Origin of the sequence: Allobosea sp. TAB14 (genome assembly GCF_052113865.1) — a bacterium.
GTDB lineage: Bacteria > Pseudomonadota > Alphaproteobacteria > Rhizobiales > Beijerinckiaceae > Allobosea > Allobosea spartocytisi.
The window spans coordinates 1-14,855 of sequence record NZ_JBFRDQ010000091.1 but is presented as its reverse complement, the minus strand read 5'-3'; the positions used below and the strand labels follow the sequence as shown (position 1 = coordinate 14,855).

Below are 14,855 nucleotides of genomic sequence, written 5' to 3'. Positions count from 1 at the left end.
CTGCCAAGACCGCCGAGAGATATTAGCAGAGCTAATCAGCTTTGCAGAAACTTAATAAATTGACCCGTTCGGGCGCGTCTCCGATTGTTCCTCACAGAGCGCTCCCCAGGATCTCTGCGGCTGGCGCGGCATCGGCAGCGGCGATGGGGCGAAAAAGAGTGAGGGGCATCATCTTGAAACACTTGTCTTATTWTTGCCTTCGGCTCGCCCTGATGGYGAGCGTCCTTGCCGGCATCGCGACAATGGCACGACCCGTAGCGGCCCAGGCGTTGCGGGTTGCGACCTCATATAARCTGATGACGCTCGATCCCCATTATGCGGACCTGAACGAGAACAACTCCCTCCTGTCGCATATTTACGAGCGYCTGGTGAGCCAGGACGAGCATCTCGATCCTCAGCCGGGCCTGGCGACCTCGTGGAAGCGGCTCTCCGACACGCGATGGGAGTTCAAGCTGCGCGAAGGGGTCCGCTTCCATGACGGGTCGCCCTTCACTGCCCGGGACGTGATCTATTCGCTCACGCGAATCCGCGATTTCCTGACGCCGCCAAGCGGCGGCTATCGGTCCTATGCGAAGGTGATCAAATCCGTCACGGCACCGGACCCACTGACCGTCGTTATTGAAACGAACACCGATTCCCCGACGCTGCCGCTGTCGCTCGCCGCGATCTTCATCATGCCGCACAASGCGGACGGGTTTGCTTCGACCGATGAACTGAATACCGCAGCTCGCCCGATCGGAACTGGCCCCTACAAATTCCAGAGCTGGCAATCCGGCGAAATCTTCCGTTTGACGCGAAATGACAGCTACTGGGGTGGGGTACCCGCCTGGACCGAGGTAACCTTCAGGGTGATCGAGAGTCCCGCCGCGCGCGTTGCCGCGCTGACGACAGCCGATGTCGATGTCGCCGACTCCATCCCGGCGCGGGACGTTCCCGGCCTCAAGCAACGCGGCCTGAAGGTCGAAAGCGCCAGCGCCGCTCGCTCCAACTTTCTCCAATTCGACATCGAGCGGGAARCCGCTCCCGGCGTGACCGACAAATCCGGCAAACCGATCAAGAACCCCTTCCGTGACAAGCGCGTGCGTCAGGCTCTCTCCATGGCCACCGACCGCTCCTTCATCGCGGAGAAGATTCTGTTGGGGTACGGCACCGCAGCCTCTCAGATCTTCCCGAGCGGCCTGTCCGGAACCTCGCCCAATCTCAAAGTCACCGCGCCGGATTACGGCGCCGCCAAAGCGCTCCTGGCTGAGGCCGGCTTTCCGGACGGCTTCAACGTCGTGCTGGCGGGGCCTGCCGGGCGCTATCCCGGCGACAGCGAGTCCCTTCAGGCCGTCACGCAGAACTGGGCGCGGATCGGCGTACGCGCCCAGCCGGTCGTCTCTCCGTTTTCGGTTTTCGCCACGCAGCGGGCCAAGGGTGACTATCCCGCCTGGTACGGWGGCTGTTCGGGTGATGCCGTGACGTTCTGCCTGGATGCGCTTCTCGCATCCCCGAATGTCGAGCTGGGCACGGGCTCGCTGAACTACGGCAGGTATTCCAACCCGCAATTCGACGCGATGCTRGCGAAGGCYAAGACAATCGAGGAGGGTCCGGYGCGCAGCGCCGCGCTCGCGGCTGCGACGGAGTTCGTCATGGCCGACTATCCGATGCTGCCGCTCTATCATTTCCACCTGATCACCGGGTACGGGCAGAAGGTAGCTTCTTATGCCGTTCATCCACGTGGATTGACGACTGCCATGCAGGCCGTCCCGGCGGGACAGTGAGGGCACGGCCATGACGAGCGCCATCGTCGGAAGGCTTTCACAAGCTCTCCTCGTCCTCCTTGCCCTGTCGGTGATCGGTTTCACCGGCATCCACAGCGTCGGCAACCCCGTCTACAACGTCGTCAATATCGAAACGGCCACCGCCGAGGACATCCGCAACGCGACGATCGCGCTCGGCCTGGATCAGCCGCTCTGGTGGCAATACTGCCGCTTCATGAGCAACGTCCTCGCCGGCAATTTCGGGACGTCCTACATCTATCACCTGCCGGCTTTTGCACTGGTCATGAGCAAGGTGCCCGCCACGCTCGAACTGGCGACGACGGCGATGCTGATCGCCGCGCCCAGCGGCACGCTGCTCGGCCTGCTGGCGGGCCGYCGGCAAGGCGGATGGATCGACCGTGCCGTCCTCAAGGCGAGCGTGTTCGCACTGAGCATCCCGTCCTTTTGGCTGAGCATGGTGCTGATCCTTCTCGGCGCGGTMGCGATGGGCTGGTTTCCGTCGAGCGGGCGCGGTCCGACTGTCCTACTGATGGGCCAGGAATGGAGCTTCACGACGCTCGACGGCTTGCGCCACTTGGCGCTCCCTGCCCTGACGCTCGCGATCCCCAATGTCGCGCTGATCGCGCGACTGGCGCGGGCGGGAACGGCCGAGGTCGAGAACCAGGATTTCGTGCGGTTCTGCCGRGCGAAGGGCCTSTCRTCCCGGCGCATCCTGTTCAGGCACACCTTGCCAAATATCAGCATCCCGATCGTCACGATGATCGGCATGCAGTTCGGCGGGATGCTCGCCTTCGCGGTGGTCGTTGAAACGATTTTCGCCTGGCCGGGCATCGGYAAGCTGCTGATCGACTCCATCCAGCTYCTCGATCGCCCGGTCGTGATGGCGACCCTGACCTTCGTCTCCGTCGCCTTCATCGGGCTAAACGCCCTGGTCGATCTCTTCTACGCCGTGCTCGACCCGCGCGTGCGCCTGTCGTGACGAAAGCGATCCGATGAAAGCTGCAATCATGCGCGCTTTTTGGAAGCGCCCGGAACGAGGGCGCRCCGGCTTCGCGAGGCTCGTGCTCGCCGCCTATGTCCTGCTGGCGCTCGCCRCRCCGGCCATCGCYCCCCAGAACCCCTACGATCCCCTGCAGATCTTCGGATGGGAAGCGTCATCGCCTCCCGGAACCAGCAGCGGCGGCGGCTATGTCTATCTTCTGGGAACAGATGGGCTCGGGCGGGACATCATTAGCACCATCCTCTACGGCCTGCGCATCAGCCTCGTCGTCGCCGTCACCAGCACCGCGATCGCGGCGCTAATCGGCGTCACCATCGGCGTCAGCGCGGCCTATTTCGGCAGATGGGTCGATGCCGTCCTGATGCGTATCGTCGATCTCCAGCTCAGCCTCCCCACCATCCTCGTGGCCTTGATCGCTATCGTCACACTCGGGCCGGGCATCGACCGGATCATCCTCGCGATCATCATCGTGCAATGGGCGACCTATGCGCGGATYGCGCGCGGCGTCGCCCTCAGCGAGATCGGCAAGCCCTAYCTCGATGCGGCACGGCTGCTGCGGCTGCCCACAGGGCGGATCATCTTCCGGCATATCTTGCCCAACAGCATCGCGCCGGCGATCACGCTGCTCCCGATTGAACTCGGGCATGCGGTTGCCCTCGAAGCGACCCTGTCCTTCCTCGGCCTGGGGGTGCCGATCGACAAGCCCTCGCTCGGCTCCACCGTGGCGAACGGCTTTCAGTATCTGCTGACCGGCCAATACTGGATCAGCCTGTTTCCCGGTCTGGCGCTGTTCGGCCTCATCGCAAGCATCAACTTCGTCGGCGAGGACGTCCGGCGCAGCCTCGATCCGAGGAGCCGTTCCCATGACGCATGACAGTGCGCTGGCGCCTCTGCTAGCCGTCAGAAACCTCACCCTGAAGCATCGGGGAGAGTCCGGTGCGGCGACGATCCTGCAGGATGTCAGCCTGGATCTTCATCGTGGCGAGGTTCTTGGCCTGATCGGCGAGTCCGGAGCCGGCAAGTCGACGCTCGGCAACGCCATCCTCGGCCTGCTCCCGGCCGAGTTCGATAGGATGGGCGGCACGATCCTGTTCGACGGCGAGGCGCTCGACGCCGCGGACAGCCGGTCGTGGGGACGGATCAGAGGACGCAGGATATCCGCGATCTTCCAGGACCATACCGCATCGCTCGATCCGCTGATGGCAGTCGGCCCTCAGCTCGAAGAGACGATCCGGGCCACGAACGACGGCATCTCGCGCCAGGACGCGCGCATCCGCGCCATCGACCTTTTGATCCGTGTCGGCATCCCCGACGCTGRCGAGCGCTATCACAGCTATCCTCACCAGTTCTCCGGCGGACAACGCCAGCGCGTCGTGATCGCAATCGCGTTGGCCGGATCTCCCGACATCATCATMGCGGACGAGCCGACCTCCGCCCTCGACGCGACGGTGCAGAAGCAGATCCTCAACCTCCTGCGCGAGCTCGTCGATGAAACCCGGGTGTCGATTGTTCTCGTGACRCATGACATGGGGGTCGTCTCCGACATCACCGACCGGGTCGTCGTGATGCGGCACGGGCGGGTCGTGGAGCACGGGGTGACGTCCTCACTCCTGGATGCGCCCCGGGAGCCGTACACACGCAGCCTGCTTGCGGCCGTACCGCGKTTACGGCTGTCCGATCCCGAAACGCGGCAGGAAGCCGGCGAGAACCCGAAAAGCCCRCAGCCGCAGGCGCGGCATGAGCTTGCGGGGACGCCGCCGATCCTYCTCGCAAGCGGCATCAAGAAAACCTTTCACAGGCGYTCGCTAGCCTGGTTCCSCAAGGGACACGGGAAACCTGCGCTGCAGGATGTCACCGTCGCGCTGGAGCACGGCGCGATCACCGGGATCGTCGGGGAGAGCGGCAGCGGCAAGAGCACGATGGGCCGGATCATCGCAGGCCTGGAAACCGCCGGCGACGGCACGCTCGAAATCGACGGCACCGCCTTCGATATCGCGCGCTCCGGGGCGCGCAACGGATTGCTGGGCAAGGTCCAGATGATCTTCCAGGATCCAGCGGTATCGCTGAACCCGCGCATGTCGGTGGGCGCGACACTGCAGGAAAGCGTCCGCTTCGGCACCGTCAGGCCAGGGAGCGAACGGCCGGACGTAGCCACGATGATGGACAGGCTCGGGCTCGCGCGCAGCCTGCTCGCCCGATATCCGCATCAGTTGTCGGGCGGGCAGAAGCAGCGCATCTGCATCGCGCGCGCGCTCCTCGCCAGCCCACGGATCATCGTCGCCGACGAGCCGACCTCGGCGCTGGACGTCTCCGTTCAGGCGGAGATCGTCGCCCTCCTGCGGGAGAATGTTACCGAGCGGGGCATCGCKATGCTCTTCATCTCACATGATCTCGCGCTTGTGCAGCAGCTCTGCAGCGCGATCTACATCTTCAAGGACGGCAAGATCGAAGACAAAGGCCCRGCGGACTTCATCTTCGCCCATTCACGAAACCCTTACACCCGAACTCTGATCGACGCGCGTCCCCGGCGTTTCACGCACTGACGCGGCAACAARTCCGRAGCGCCGCTCGCAACGGTTCCYAGCATCCCATCCACCAACCTCGTTTCACGCTGCGGCATTTCGCGGCGCAGGAGAAGCTTTGTCATGACGAACATGTTCACGATCGCCGTCACCGGGCAGTCGCTCATCAAGCACGATATCCGCGGCGTGGATAAGCCGGGCTTCCGGGGCGTCCGGGAGGTGCTCGGCCGCGCCGACCTGCCGTTCACCAATTTCGAAAGCACGATCCTCGGGAGCCATGGCGGATGGCCGCTGAAGGGAGGAGTTTTCGGTTGCAGCCAGCCGGTCGTGCTCGACACGCTGCAGGAGCTCGGTTTCCAGGCGCTGTCTCTGTCGAACAATCATGCCTTCGATCTGGGGCCGTCCGGTATTCTGTCGACTCTGGAGGAGGTCGACAGGCGCGGCTTCCTGCATGCCGGCATCGGGCGCAATCACACGGCGGCGGGCCRGGCARCCAAGGGAGCATTCGCCGGCCGCAAGGTGGCGCTSGTGGCCATGGATGGCGGTCCGGGGCCCGATTTCATGTATGCGAGCGATTCCGTCAACGGGCGTCCCGAGCGTCCGGGCGTCAACCGCCTGAAACTCAGCAAGGTCGTCGATGTCGATGCTGATGCGTTCGACCAGTTGCGCAGGGTCCGCGACAAGGTCGGCTACACGATCATGGATCTCCGCAACGACAGCCAGCCCGACGATGCGCCAGACCTCGATCCCGAAACCGAGATCAGCATCGCCCGCGCGATCTTCAGGCGTTCCGACAGGTTCGGCCGGCATGTGAAGATCGATGCCGGCGACATCGCCCGGCACACCGCCACCATCGCGGCGGCGGCCGAGCAAGGCCACCTCGTCATCGCCTATCTGCATCATCATCACTGGGCGCCGGACTGGTACCAGGTTCCCGATTGGGTCGGGGCCGTTGCGAAGACCTGCATCGATGCCGGTGCGGCCATGTTCGTCAGCCACGGCGCGCCCGTTCTTCAGCCCGTCGAGATCTATCGCGGYCGGCCGATCTTCTACAGCCTYGGCAATTTCATCTTCCACGTCAGATCCGAGAAATCGCCATGGCTGGCCCGGGAAGTATGGGAGAGCGTGATCGGCCTCTGCTCCTTCGGCGAAAGCGGCGAGCTCTCCGGCATCTCCTTCCATCCAGTCGTCATCGGCGGCAGCGAGTCCGCCACGAATGATATCCTGGAACAACGCCTGGCACCGGAACTCGCTTCCGAAGCCGATGCGGACCGGATTCTAAGTCGCTTCAGGGATTATTCCGCGAAATTCGGGACGCGGATCGATATCGGGAACGGCGTCGGCCTTCTTCGTCTCTGAGCGATGGAGCATCCGGACGATGACCTGTTTGCTGCTGCGCCCCACCTAGTGCGAAATCGATCTCGATGCCGTCACGCATACGGCAGCCACAATCTCCGTGCCGTCGTGCCATTTGCCAAACGATGGGTCGCTCGTGACGGCTTTCTGCAGTGGGCGGGCCGTGTCTGGCTTCGGACGTCTCCCGATCGGCCCCTGAAGCGATTGATCGGCGCAACGGTAAAGATCGAGGTAGAGCGTCGCTTGGCGAACCAACTGGCGGGAGATGGGGCCGCTGTCTCACACCCGAGCTTGCTTCGGTCAAAACGGATAAGCTGATGGGAAGGGTAGACCACGACGGTCTTCTCTCCCGATACCGCATCTATTTACAGGATCGTAGCGTGTGGGCTGCTGCCTTCAGGGCGCAGCTTGATGCRATGGAGGCCRGTTTCTATGCGAAGCTAGAAGCCGAGGCCTGAGCGGCGCTTGGGATTGCTCCGCGCCGGAACAAGCCGTTGGTCGCACGCTTCATCGCGCARAGCCTCATCGAGAAGGGCGTGATCCCGTCCTTCGKGCGTCCGATCGTCGAGAAGCYGAGCGCCGAGGCTGCAGCAACCTGACGCGCTTGCCATCCGCGGCCTGATCTCCGGCGTAYATCCCGCCGCGGCGAAGAAGTTCGAGCTGCGCTTCGACGAGCCGCCCAACATCGATCGACGGCCGCGCCACYTGGCCTGCTGCCCTTTCCGTGGCTCGTCGGCTAGGCKAATCYGATCATTTTTTCGAACTCAAGGCGGCTGAAGGTCTGCTTTCGAGCGGAGTGCGAATGTTAGCAACKGGGGCCTCTCCGCCACCTTGTTCCTCAGCCTTCCGGTGAGAAGCTCGGGCTGCCATAGGGATAATAGTCCTTTAGCGTGAGATTCTCGTAGGRCAGAGCATCGAGATGAACGGTGCCCACGAAGGGCTYGGGCGGCTCGACGAGGATGATGGTCGGCGTGAAACCRCTATCGTCGAAGCCGCGACGGAAATGGACGCGCGACTTGATCGCGATCACGTCGAACTCATTCGGCGCGAGCCCGAGCTGCCAAAGCTCCGAAGGCTCGATGATCTGGACGAGATAGGGGCTGAGCACCAGCAGGTTGCCCTTGCCGAATTCGACGCAGACCCAGTCCCTGCCATGGCCGCGCGCGGTCGTCGCCGGCCCGACCGAGCGCAGCGTGCCGGAGATGCGGACCGGTGCCCCGGCCGATTCATCGAAGAGGCCGCCGATCTCCGCATCGAACGCATCGCCCGGCTTCGCGCCGGACCCGATCACCGATCGGATCGTCYCGGGGGAGGCGATCGTCGCGATCAGCGTGCGTTCGAGCTTCTGTGCGACGATYTCCTGGAGAAGCCATGTCGCATAGCCGGAGCGGTCGCTGTAATCGGCGAGCAGGACGGGGCCCTTGTCTTCGGCAACCGCCGCGCGGGCGAGCGCGACCGCCTCTTTCGCCTTGTAGATCCTGACGGTGTCCAGCAGCGCGTGGCGGCGGCGCCAGGTCCATTCCGCCATGTCGCGGATGATGCGCTCGGCGAGATCGGGATCGTCGTTGGTCAGCACCTGGAGCGACATGCCGGCATCGGGAACGTCGGACCAGGGAAAGCCGAAGAAGACGTTGACGAAGACGTCGGGCTCGCGCGCCTCCCAGATCAGCGCGCGCTGGATCAGGTCGGACCAGGGSGAGGCGCCGGTCCACATCACCACGGTCGGCGCGATGATCGGGATGCGCAGGGCGCGATGCACCGGCTTGAAGCTGCCGCGGATCGCCCGGACCAGCATGCGCGCYGCGCGCTCGCCCTGCAGATGCATGTCGTAATGSGGGAARTAYTTSACGCWGAASGCCATGTCGGCCTGYTSGAGGAAGGCTTCGTCCTCGTTGCCATGCGGATCGAAWGTCGCGGWGATRAAGGCCTTGTTGCCGACGACCTCGCGGACACGCCGGGCGATGTCGGCCTCCGGCCGTGGCACGCCGCGCACCGCGAGCGCGCCATGGAGCGCGAGATAGACGCCGTCGAACTGCGGCTGCGCCTTCAGCTCCGCGATCATGATGCCCATGAAATGCTCATAGGCGTCCTCGGTCACCCAGCCCGAGCCSGTKCCGGTGCGSGGCCAGAGCGGCGAGGTGATGCCGAYSAGCTCGACATCCGCAAACTCACGGGCGACCTGCACGAAGCCACCCATGTAGCCCTTGGGGTCGGTGGCGAGCAGCGCTTCGCCGGAGGCCGGSGAGCCTGGATAGATGAAATCCTCCAGCGTCGTGTCGTTGGGGAGGAACGTCACCGTCTCATGCGCGAACTGGAGAACGGCGATCCGGATCTTGGACTGAGTCACAGCGGCCTGACGTCGTAGAATTGAGCGAAACCGATCCGCATGCCCGCGATCCCGCGATAGGCCGTCTTCTCATAGTAGGCGCCGAGCGGGATATAGGGCACGTCGATGAAGAACTGCTTCTGAATCTCGGCGCAGATCGCCTTCTGGGTCGCGAGATCCTTGGAGGCGAACCAGTCGAGCCTGAGTTCTTCGAGGCGCGGTGATTTCGGCCAGCCGAACCAGGCCTGGTCGCCATTGCCGCGGATGCCGAGCTGGCTCGCCGGGTCGAAATTATTGGTGCCGTTCAGATAGGTGAAGAAGATACTCCAGCCACCCTTGTCGACCGGTTGGCGGCTGGCGCGGCGCTGGACGACCGTGCCCCAGTCGGTCGAGACCAGCTCAACATTCACGCCGGATTTCTGCAGGGCATCGGCCGCCACCGCGGCGAGCGCATGGGTCGAGGGATAGTCGGTCGGGTCGAGCAGCACGACGCGCTCGCCCTTGTAGCCGGCCGCTTCYAGTGCGCGCTTGACGGCGGCGAAATCGCGCTTGCCGACAAGGATCTCCGTCCCCGCCGTCGTCGCCATCGGCGTGTCCGGGCTGAAAACGCCGACATGATCCTTCCAGAGCGAGCGCTCGTCGCCGGCGACCGCCGTCATGCACTCGGCCTGGTCGATGGCGCCGAGCAGCGCCCGCCGGATCGCCGGATTGTCGAAGGGCGGATGCAGCGCGTTGAAGCGCAGGCAGCCGATGCCGCCGGCCGGGTCCAGCCCCTCCAGCTTGAGGCCTGAGCGGCCTTTGAGGGTGCCTTGCAGATCCGGCGTCGGGTTCTGCCACCAGTCGACCTCGCCATTGGAGAGCGCATTGGCCGCCGTCTGCGGGTYGGGAATGATGCGCCATTCGATGCGGTCGAAATGMACCTGCTTYGGGCCCGCGGTGAAGGTGGCCGAGCCATCCGCACGCGGAACATAGTCGGCAAACCGTTCATAGACGGTCAGTGCGCCCGGGATGCGTTCGTCGGCCTTGAAGCGGAACGGCCCACTGCCGATCATCTCGGTGACCTGCTTGTTCGGGTCGGTGACGGCGAAGCGCTCCGGCATGATGCAGGGCATCGAGGTGCCGGTCTTGCCGAGCGCCGCCGGCAGCAGCGGGAAGGGGCGTTTCAGCCGGAACTTCACGACGCGGTCGGATTGGACCGAGAGCTCGTCCGTCGCGTCCATCAGGGCGCGGCCGAAAGCATCGCGGGCGGCGAAGCGGCGCACGCTCGGCACCACATCCTGCGCCCGGACCGGTTCGCCGTCATGGAAGCGCAGGCCTTCCCGCAGCGTCAATCGCCAGGTCTTGCCGTCGTCCTCGACGGCATGGCCGGCGACCATCTGGGGCTCGAAATCGTAATTGGCGTTCTGGCCGTAGAGCGTGTCGAAAACGAGATAGCCGTGATTGCGYGTGACCGTCGCCGTCGTCCAGACCGGGTCGACGATCGCGACATCGGATTCCGGGATGAATTTCAGCACTCTGGCGCGCTGCGCGAGTGCCGGCCTGGCCATCGCKGAGACCGCGGCGCCGGCAGCAACACCCAGAAACGTCCGACGCTTCATGCCGTGATTCCTCGTTCGAGGCGATSGAAAAGCTGCACRGGCARCGCCACTGCAATTCCAATGCCGCGATCCTAGGATGGCGCAAACGACCGATGCAAGCGATCTGGTCCCGCTTCGGGCGTAGGAGGGCACCTTCACCGACGCGAAGCCGCCCACGCGAGACCCGGAATGAACGGCATTGCAGAATGTAATGGAACGCGTAGGTACGAGCATCGTCGCGTGTTCGGTACGGACCAATCGCGTGGGCCGAGATGGGTCCTCATCTGACACGGTCGAACTGATCCGGAGCGTCCGCTTCGCGGCGATGGCCCGATGTCTGGAACTGGCGCAGCTGTTGCGTTCTCGGCGTCCTGGCTCCGGTCGCTATAAAGAGGCTACTGACGCCTCGGCGACATGTTTCCGCTCGCTGTAGCGGGTCGTCAGGTAATCCGAACGGTCGCGGGTCAGCAGCGTGAAGCGGACGAGCTCCTCCATCACGTCGACGACTCGATCGTAGTAGGCGGACGGCTTCATCCGGCCCGTCTCCTCGAACTCCTGATAAGCCTTGGCGACCGAGGATTGGTTGGGGATGGTCAGCATCCGCATCCAGCGCCCAAGGACGCGCAGCGCGTTGACCGCATTGAACGACTGCGAGCCGCCCGAGACCTGCATCACCGCCAGCGTTCGCCCCTGCGTCGGACGGACGGAGCCAAGCTCCAGCGGTATCCAGTCGATTTGGCTCTTGAATACGCCCGACATCGTGCCGTGCCGCTCAGGGCTGCACCAGACCTGGCCTTCCGACCATAACGCCAGCTCGCGCAGCTCCTTCACCTTGGGATGGTCCGCCGGCATGCTGTCCGGCATCGGCAGGCCGGCGGGATCGAACACTCGTGTCTCGGCGCCGAGGTGGCGGAGGATGCGCTCGGCCTCCAAGATTAGCAGGCGGCTGTAGGAGCGCGTCCGAAGCGACCCGTAGAGCAGTAGGATGCGAGGGGGATGCGACGCCCTTTCCGTCGGCTCCAGCCGGGCGAGATCGGGCGCGGCGAGGCTATCGAGGTCGACGTTCGGAAGATCGGTCATGTGGTGGGGGCCTTCCCTCTCAAGGTGGTCGCGGACTAGGGCCGCCCCTCAGGGCAACCCCACCGCTCGAACATGAAGCCGCCGTCCTCTGGAGCATCGCGAGCGCCTTGCGAGACGTACCGCAGGCGGGTTGTGATAGATGGTGACGTCCAGGATCCGCGCTTTCAGGGGCAGGGGGGAACGAGTTCGTCTATGAGCGGCTGGCAGAGATCCGCGCGGCCGCCGCAGCAATCCTTCAGCAGGAAGGCGATCACGCCCCGGAAGCCTTCCAGGTCGGCGCGGTAGATGATCGAGCGGCTTTGCCGCTCTCCCACGATCAGGCCCGCTCGCGCCAGGATGGCAAGATGTGCTGACATCGTATTCTGGGGGACGTCGATCAGCCGTGCGAGTTCGCCCGCGGGTACTCCTTCGGGTTCGCGGTTGACCAGCAGCTTGAACGTGTCCAGCCGGGTCGGCTGCGCCAGGGCGGCCATAGCAGATATGGCTTGAGAGTTATCCATATATCCAAGATGCCGGATATATTGATGGGTAGCAAGCGAAGAAGTGTTTGTCTGAATGATTATCGGCAGCTCAGCCCGAAAGGTCCGCTTGTTGGCGATGCCAGTGTCAGGGCGCTACTGCACGGTTGCCGATAGCTTGGCCCGCTCCCCCGCTGTCACAGCGAGATAGTCGCCATATGAGAAACGTGAAATCAAGGACGTAGCACCTCGGCGGAGAAAGGCCGCGTAGCACCGGCCGCGGGATCTCACTTGCAATCTCGACGAGTCTCCATCATTTGATGTATGGGAGTGCCATTAAATGATGGAGAAAGCCATGCTAGCAGCTGCGATCCCCATTCCCGCCCTGCCAGAGCGACAGGACTTCTCTGTTGAGTCCGATCGTACCAGGCTCTCGAAGGTAGCGCTCAAGGCCTACAAGCGTCTCGTCGAGCACTGGGGGCTCACGGGTCAGCAGGCGGCAGCGCTGCTCGACGTATCGACGAGCACTTGGGAACGTCTGAAGCAGGAGGGAAAGGACAAGTCCCTCAGCCAGGACCAACTCRCGCGCATTTCTGCGATGGTCGGCATCTATAAGGGGCTTCACCTCCTGTTTGCCGACGACATGGCCGATCKCTGGCCCAAGCTCGAAAACAAAGGACCTCTTTTTGGTCGATTGWGTCCAATCGAGTCGATGCTGAAAGGMGGAATTCCGCAGATGCTGGAAGTGCGCCGATATGTCGATGCGATTCGCGGAGGCTTGTGATTGTCGATCGACGACGTGCCGATCGTCACCGAGGCGTTCTCCAAGACCATCCGACTGGTGACAACGGCTCGTTTGCGAGCGGCGGTACTCATCCCACTGGTCGACAATGAGGACGAACTCCAAGCTCTCGCGGAGATCGAAGGAGCGACGAGTTCCCGACTGACCGCACAGGATCGCGGCATTTCTGGATTAGCCGCCAACGAGCTTGTCTATGACGTTCCCCACGCTCACTTCATCAACGCATCYTTCGCCTATGCCAAGCCGCAGGAGCCCAACCGTTTCAATGGAGCCGAGCGCGCCGCTTGGTATGCAGCCCTCGACGTGGCCACATGCCTCCGGGAAGTCGGGTATCACCTGACGAATGCGCTCGCTGACGCGGGTGACTACAATGCCACCGTCGATTATGCGGAAATGTTTTGTAGCCTTGCCGGCGAGTTCCTCGATCTTCGGCAGGTGCCTGACCATCCCTCAYTCAACCCCGAAAAGGCCAAGGCCTATCCGATCGGAAACGCGCTCGCCGACAGCGCTYGCGCGGCGGGCCTCAACGGGATTATCTATCCTTCAGTGCGGCACACTGGCGGCACATGCCTCGYTGCCCTCCGGCCCGCAGCTGTGCAGTCAGTGAGGCAGGGAGCMGTATACCGCATGACTTGGAGRGGGGCTCCCACACCAGCCATCGAGGGCCCCTTGTAGGCGGGGGCCCGCCTTTCCACCATACGGCGATCGCTGGCAGCTTTTCATCAGGCTYGATCGGTCACCAATATCAGGATGCCAGTTTTCCYGGCATSGGGACTGCTGAGTTGTTTCGACGCACCYGTTTCTCAAGCCTGTGGTTTCGCCGCCTTCGCGCCGGCGCGCTGATGATCCCATAYCCGATGGCGCCGACCACAACATCCGGACCATCCCCTGACGTCCATCGCTCCATTCCGCATCCCGCGACGAGCGCCATTTCCGCAATCATCGCCTCCTGCCTCCGAGAGCTAACGCGACGGCTGAGGCCGCTTAAACTGTCGGCACCGTCCCGCCGTCGATCACATATTCGGTGCCGGTGATGCTTCCTGCTCGCTCTGACGCGAGAAAGGCGATCAAGCTTGCGACTTCGTCGGGTTCGGCCGGACGACCGATCGGTATTCCACCGAGCGAATCCATGATCATCTTCTTGCCAGCCTCAACGTCGACGCTGTGATGTGCGGCGAGGCGCTCCGCCAGAGCCAGGGACGCCTCCGTGGCGATCCAGCCGGGCGAGACACGGACCACCCGCACCCCTTTTGGCGAAACCAGCTTCGAAAGGCTCTTGCTGTAGGAAGAGAGCGCGGCCTTCGCYGCSGCATAACCGATSGTCGCTTCCGGCAGCGGCATGACTCGCTGAATGGATGTGACATGGATGACGACACCGCTGCCTTGCGCCGTCATCGCCGGAACCAACTCGCGATCGAGACGAATTGCCGGCATGAGGTTGAGGTTGAGCTCTTTCTGCCATTCCTTGTCGGTAAGGGCCTCATATCCTCCGGCCGGGGCTGAGGAGCCGCCCAGCATGTGCACGATGATGTCGACTCCGCCCAAACGCACGCGGACGGTATTTGCCAGCTCTACACAGCCCTCCGGCGTTGTAAGGTCGGCCGACACGAACATCTCGGCCGGCAGGTCCTCTGGCTTCGACCGGGCGCTGGTCAGGACCTGGGCTCCYAGCTCTCGAAAGAGCTTGACCGTCGTGGCGCCTGCGCCACGTGTACCGGACGTCACGAGCGCCCGCTTGCCCTTGAGGCTGATGAATGGGCTCATAGGGTGATCTCCAGCTCGGCGATCTTGTCGTTCTCCAACCGGAAAAAGTAACGCAGATCGACTGGACTGCCTGGGAAGTCGCCCGCGACATGACTGGTGACAACAGTGCGGCCAGGCTCCTGCACAATCAAAAATGGCGTGGCCGTGTAGCTGTATTTCTTCGATGATTTATTTTTCCACTGACGGATTTCATCCGGGCTGCTGTAG

Annotated in this window: 13 protein-coding genes; 7 read left to right on the top strand and 6 right to left on the bottom strand. The window is 63.6% G+C overall.

What is annotated here, in order from left to right; all coding sequences use genetic code 11:
• Positions 1-212 precede the first annotated feature (212 nt).
• The 5 genes from AB4Y99_RS15295 to AB4Y99_RS15275 all read left to right on the top strand — a co-directional run bounded on the left by AB4Y99_RS15295 (position 213) and on the right by AB4Y99_RS15275 (position 6,644).
• Positions 213-1,763: an ABC transporter substrate-binding protein gene (locus AB4Y99_RS15295; protein WP_441523902.1), complete on the top strand. Its 1,551-nt coding sequence runs from the start codon at positions 213-215 to the stop codon at positions 1,761-1,763.
• A gap of 10 nt (positions 1,764-1,773) precedes the next feature.
• Positions 1,774-2,742: an ABC transporter permease gene (locus tag AB4Y99_RS15290; RefSeq protein ID WP_133561236.1), complete on the top strand. Its 969-nt coding sequence runs from the start codon at positions 1,774-1,776 to the stop codon at positions 2,740-2,742.
• A gap of 28 nt (positions 2,743-2,770) precedes the next feature.
• Positions 2,771-3,637, top strand: coding sequence for an ABC transporter permease (locus AB4Y99_RS15285; protein WP_441523901.1), 867 nt, complete (start codon positions 2,771-2,773; stop codon positions 3,635-3,637).
• Positions 3,627-5,306 carry a dipeptide ABC transporter ATP-binding protein gene (locus AB4Y99_RS15280; protein ID WP_441523900.1) on the top strand — a complete coding sequence of 560 codons (1,680 nt, stop codon included), beginning with the start codon at positions 3,627-3,629 and terminating at the stop codon, positions 5,304-5,306. Before AB4Y99_RS15285 ends, AB4Y99_RS15280 begins: the two co-directional genes overlap by 11 nt.
• Positions 5,307-5,408: 102 nt before the next feature.
• Positions 5,409-6,644: a CapA family protein gene (locus AB4Y99_RS15275; protein ID WP_441523899.1), complete on the top strand. Its 1,236-nt coding sequence runs from the start codon at positions 5,409-5,411 to the stop codon at positions 6,642-6,644.
• An 835-nt stretch (positions 6,645-7,479) separates the two neighbouring features.
• On the opposite strand, the gene AB4Y99_RS15270 is transcribed toward AB4Y99_RS15275, so the two are convergent.
• The 4 genes from AB4Y99_RS15270 to AB4Y99_RS15255 form a co-directional block, all read right to left on the bottom strand.
• A complete protein-coding gene (locus AB4Y99_RS15270) occupies positions 7,480-8,988 on the bottom strand; it encodes a M81 family metallopeptidase (RefSeq protein ID WP_441523898.1) in 1,509 nt (502 codons plus the stop codon).
• Positions 8,985-10,565: an ABC transporter substrate-binding protein gene (locus AB4Y99_RS15265; protein ID WP_441523897.1), complete on the bottom strand. Its 1,581-nt coding sequence runs from the start codon at positions 10,563-10,565 to the stop codon at positions 8,985-8,987. The genes AB4Y99_RS15270 and AB4Y99_RS15265 overlap by 4 nt, the downstream gene beginning before the upstream one ends.
• 363 nt (positions 10,566-10,928) lie before the next feature.
• The gene (arsH, locus tag AB4Y99_RS15260) at positions 10,929-11,624 is read right to left on the bottom strand and encodes an arsenical resistance protein ArsH (RefSeq protein ID WP_441523896.1); all 696 of its coding nucleotides are present in this window, start codon (positions 11,622-11,624) and stop codon (positions 10,929-10,931) included.
• A gap of 164 nt (positions 11,625-11,788) precedes the next feature.
• Positions 11,789-12,124: an ArsR/SmtB family transcription factor gene (locus AB4Y99_RS15255; protein WP_441523895.1), complete on the bottom strand. Its 336-nt coding sequence runs from the start codon at positions 12,122-12,124 to the stop codon at positions 11,789-11,791.
• A 298-nt stretch (positions 12,125-12,422) separates the two neighbouring features.
• On the opposite strand from AB4Y99_RS15255, the gene AB4Y99_RS15250 reads away from it, so the two are divergent.
• Both AB4Y99_RS15250 and AB4Y99_RS15245 read left to right on the top strand, forming a co-directional pair.
• The gene (locus AB4Y99_RS15250; RefSeq protein ID WP_441523894.1) at positions 12,423-12,866 is read left to right on the top strand and encodes an antitoxin Xre-like helix-turn-helix domain-containing protein; all 444 of its coding nucleotides are present in this window, start codon (positions 12,423-12,425) and stop codon (positions 12,864-12,866) included.
• A complete protein-coding gene (locus AB4Y99_RS15245) occupies positions 12,867-13,559 on the top strand; it encodes an RES family NAD+ phosphorylase (RefSeq protein WP_441523893.1) in 693 nt (230 codons plus the stop codon).
• Positions 13,560-13,868: 309 nt separating this feature from the next.
• Here the strand turns inward: AB4Y99_RS15245 and AB4Y99_RS15240 are convergent, their stop codons facing one another.
• Positions 13,869-14,648, bottom strand: a complete 780-nt coding sequence (locus AB4Y99_RS15240) for an SDR family oxidoreductase (RefSeq protein ID WP_441523892.1) — start codon at positions 14,646-14,648, stop codon at positions 13,869-13,871.
• On the bottom strand, positions 14,645-14,855 hold a 211-nt coding region (locus AB4Y99_RS15235; RefSeq protein ID WP_465248677.1), incomplete at its 5' end, for a nuclear transport factor 2-like protein. The genes AB4Y99_RS15240 and AB4Y99_RS15235, both read right to left, overlap by 4 nt.